Annotated in this window: 5 protein-coding genes; all 5 read left to right on the top strand. The window is 68.1% G+C overall.

All coding sequences use genetic code 11. From position 1 onward, the window contains the following. Nucleotides 1-537 precede the first annotated feature (537 nt). The 5 genes from FL311_RS41805 to FL311_RS41785 all read left to right on the top strand — a co-directional run bounded on the left by FL311_RS41805 (nucleotide 538) and on the right by FL311_RS41785 (nucleotide 3,697). Entirely contained in the window at nucleotides 538-1,146 is a 609-nt protein-coding gene (locus FL311_RS41805) for a DUF899 family protein (RefSeq protein ID WP_141333189.1), read from the top strand. A gap of 363 nt (nucleotides 1,147-1,509) precedes the next feature. Continuing rightward, nucleotides 1,510-1,908, top strand: a complete 399-nt coding sequence (locus FL311_RS41800) for a hypothetical protein (RefSeq protein ID WP_141333188.1) — start codon at nucleotides 1,510-1,512, stop codon at nucleotides 1,906-1,908. Between the two features lie 6 nt (nucleotides 1,909-1,914). Continuing rightward, on the top strand, nucleotides 1,915-2,487 hold the full coding sequence (locus tag FL311_RS41795) for a hypothetical protein (RefSeq protein WP_141333187.1): 573 nt from the start codon (nucleotides 1,915-1,917) through the stop codon (nucleotides 2,485-2,487). 61 nt (nucleotides 2,488-2,548) lie between these two features. Continuing rightward, nucleotides 2,549-2,956 carry a hypothetical protein gene (locus FL311_RS41790; protein WP_141333186.1) on the top strand — a complete coding sequence of 136 codons (408 nt, stop codon included), beginning with the start codon at nucleotides 2,549-2,551 and terminating at the stop codon, nucleotides 2,954-2,956. 390 nt (nucleotides 2,957-3,346) lie between these two features. Beyond that, nucleotides 3,347-3,697: a hypothetical protein gene (locus FL311_RS41785; protein WP_141333185.1), complete on the top strand. Its 351-nt coding sequence runs from the start codon at nucleotides 3,347-3,349 to the stop codon at nucleotides 3,695-3,697. Nucleotides 3,698-3,840: the final 143 nt, after the last annotated feature.

Here is a 3,840-nt window from a genome sequence, read left to right as displayed (position 1 = left end):
CCGCTGGCATTCGTCGCGTCGACTTCGCGCCAACTTACGTGCGGCCTCTCGCGCATCACCGGCTCAGGAGCGCGCGGCGTGGACCGCCGCGCTCTCCCCCTCGCCCTAAAAGGGCGAAAGTCGAGTCTGAGCCGGCGACTCAGCGGCGCGAGCGTCGGGCCGCCGTACGGCGCGCACCTTGCCGCTCGTGCCGCCACCGGCGTAGAGCACGTCACCGCCGTCGGATTCCAGCCCGGTGATGCTCACGCCCTCGGGCAGCGTGAGCCTGACGAGCACGCGTCCATCCACGGGGTCGAGTCGCCGGAGGTCGCTCGCGCCATCCTCCAGCGTGCCGTGCCACAGCTCGTCCTGGACCCAGGTGACGCCGGTGACGAAGCGGTTGGATTCGAGCGTGCGCGGGATGGCTCCCGTCTCGGGGGCGATGCGATGGATTCTCCGGGCAGCGCGAGTGCGAGCGCGGAGGTCGACCCGTGCTCCCCAGCCGAGAGCAAAGCCAGGACGCCTGCCGCTTGTTCCACCTCCGCGACGAGCGCGGGGATGCGGGCGCGTCGCGCGCTGCGCTGGCTGCGCGTGACGGAGCCCTACACGTTCGATACCCCGGATGGGGCGAAGACGCTGTCGGAGCTCTTCGAAGGCCACAGCCAGCTCATCGTCCATCACTTCATGTCCGCTCCGGAGTGGGAGGTCGGTTGCAAGAGCTGCTCCTTCTGGGCGGACTCCTTCAACGGCGCCGTCGAGCACCTGGCTCAGCGCGATGTCCGCTTCACCGCGGTCTCCCGTGCGCCGCTGCCCAGGCTCCAGGCGTTCCAGCGACGGATGGGGTGGACCTTCTCGTGGGTTTCGTCCCAGGCAAGCCGCTTCAACTTCGACTTCAACGTGTCCTTCCGCCTGGAGACGCTGGCGAGTGGCGAGGCCGTCTACAAGCACGGACCGCTGGGGGAGTCCAACACGGAGATGCCGGGGGGCAGCGCCTTCGCGAAGGATGCGCGTGGTGACGTGTTCCACTCCTACGGCACGTATGGACGAGGCATTGAGGTCGCCAACGCCGCCTATCAGTTGCTCGACTTCGTGCCGAAGGGGCGCGACGAGGACGGACTCTCCTTCTCGATGAGCTGGGTCTGCTTGAGAGACTCGTATGGGCGCTGAGCGGGCGGCGCCAGGGGTTGTCGCTGGTCCTGGGCCTGTTGGCCGTGCTCCCGACGAAGTGCCCTGCCTGCATCGCGGCGTACCTGGCCCTGCTCGGGGTGGCAGTGGGCGTGGCGGGCTTCGCCCTCGCGGCACTCTCCCTGGGAGTCCTCCTGGTCCGAGGGTGGCGCGGGAGACGGCGAATCGCGAGGGCCGATGGGGAGGGCGGCGGTGACCCTCGTGGAAATCCTCATGGGCAGACATGACCCAGGCGGAATCTCCGTCTTGGATTGAGGGGAATGCGAAGGAATAAACGTCTTCCCGTTCAGTCGGGTGTTCGGGAACGGTCCCGGACCTTTGCAGTCATGATGAGGGGGAAAACGCATGAATCGCACCAAGAAGGCCTGGGCTCCATTCGTGTCTCTGATGGCGCTCGCCGCGTCGTCCACGGCGATGGCGGGGGCGCAGACCGAGTCCGCCTATTGCTACAAGGCGGCCGACGGCTCGGGGTACTGCGCCGGCAACTTCATGGGCTTCCGGAGTCACTCCGGCGCCAACACGTATGCCCGGTTCAACCAGGTCAACTCGACGAGCCGCACCTTCCTGGGCTCGTACACCACCGCTTCTGGGACGGTGACGGGCAGCTGCGTCCCGGACGCGGCGATGGCGGCCCGGTGGACCAAGGCGATGAGCCACCAGGGGTACTTCGCCATCTACTGGAACACCGCGGGGACGTGCTACCAGTTGTACCTGTACAACGGCAGCCAGTACGCCAGCTTCTGAGCCGCCATGACCACCCATGTCCTGCGTGGATGGCTTCCGGGTGTGGTCCTGGCCCTGGGAGCGGGCGGTGGTGTCTGGTTCGCGGTGAGCCAGGCGCACGAGGCCCAGATGCTTCGGACGCAGCAGCTCGTGGATGAGGTCGCTTCGCTGCGCCGGGCCGTCCAGTCGATGCCTCGACCCCCGGCGGTACCCGCCGGGAGCGTCGCGGCGGGCATTCCTCCCGCGGTGGGGGCGGGCGTGGCCCGGCCCACGGCGGAGGACCTGGATGCCATGGCCCTGAGGATGGTGACCCTGTTGCGGGAGTCGGGGGCGCTGTCCGAGGGACGGGACGAGCCACGGCCCGACGTGTCGACCCTCCCGTTGTCCTCGGAGCAGCTCGAGGCGGCGGGGCGGGCGGGCACGCTGGTGGACCAGGTCGTGGCCCGCGGGCGCATGACCGTGGACGACGTGCACGAGATACGGCGCGAGCTCACACAGCTCTCGGGCCGCCCGGAAGCCGACGAGCTTCGCCGCAAGCTCGTCATCGCCATCAATCAGAACCGGCTCACCCCTCCGGACGATTTCGAGGGGCTGCCGTAGTTCGCATTCCCATCACAACCATTCGGGGGAGCTTCGTGCTCGCCCCGCGAAGGAGCCATCCATGAAGTCCATGTCCATGAAGTCGTTGATTCCGATGGTGGCACTCGCCACGCTCGGCGCCACCTCTGTCGCGAGCGCTGGGCACACCTACAGTGCGGCGAGCTGCTACCAGTACGCGGACAGCTCGGGGTATTGCTACGGCAATTTCCTGGCGTTCCGTTCCGACGCCACGACCACTTCATATGCCTCGTTCCGGGAGACCGATGCGGCGACGCGCAGCTTCTACGCGCGCTTCACCGTGGCGGGAGCGACGGTCCCCAGCACCTACACGTGCATCCCCGACGCCACGGTGTCCGCCATGTGGGCGCAGGCGCTCAACGCCCGCGGCTACTTCTACGTGTCCTGGGACGCGAGCGGCACCTGCAACTACCTGGCGCTGAACAACGGCTCCAGCTACGCGACCTACTAGCCTGAGGACCTTCGGGGGCCTTCGCCCGATGCTCGGGCGGAGGCCCCTCGGGGCTCACCGTCTCCGGAACGTCGGCAAGGGGTGGTTTGTCCTCTCTCTCACGGGGCCGTGTGCCCGCATGTCTCGCGGTATTGTCCCTTCCTGGCGCTTCGCGCCGCCACTGACGCGCCCGTCGCCCGCGTGCTCGAGACGCTCGGGGCGCGACGGCGGGAGCGCGCCCGCCCCGCACCGCGTGCCCCGCGGACGCTCGTTCTCTCGGGCTCTCACAAACGCGCATCAATGACAAACACATCGGACGTCGGATGCGTTGACGGGTTGCGCGCGGATATCTAGACAGCCCATCGCCTCCTGGAACCTCGTGTCCCCCCAGGATGGCTTGAAGGAGCTGTCATGAAGAGACATGTCGTGTGGCTGGCCATCCTCGCCGTGCTGGGTTCTGGTTTCGTGGGCTGCGGCCCCGGGACGGAGGCCCCCGAAGTCCCCGCGGGGGAGACGGCGGAACCCCCAGCCTCGGAGGAGGTCTCGTCCGAGGACAGGCCTGTCGAGGCGTTCGCGCGCAACTGCAAGACGACCTGCTCGGGCTTCACCGCGAGCGGCGGCACCTGCAATGTCGTCGGCTTCGGCGCCACCACATTTCTCGGAGGCTGCAAGAAGGCCTGCCGGTTCGCGCGCCAGGACGCCGATGCGAAGGCGGCCAGCTATGGCTGCCAGCTCGCGCAGTGTAGCGATGCGTGTAACTGACGCCTGAGTTCCACCCCTGGCCGGGGACCTTGGGCGTGCTGCCCTGGGGCCCCGGCCTTCTTCCTGGACTCTGGCGTGCCGGGCCCTGCGCGGTCAAGTCCCGAATCTTGTGTAGTTGGTTCGGAGGGGGTTCGGGGGAGGGA

Source organism: Myxococcus sp. AB025B, assembly GCF_006518215.1.
GTDB lineage: Bacteria > Myxococcota > Myxococcia > Myxococcales > Myxococcaceae > Myxococcus > Myxococcus fulvus.
Note: the sequence above shows the minus strand (reverse complement) of the source record. Positions and strands in the feature narration are given on the sequence as shown.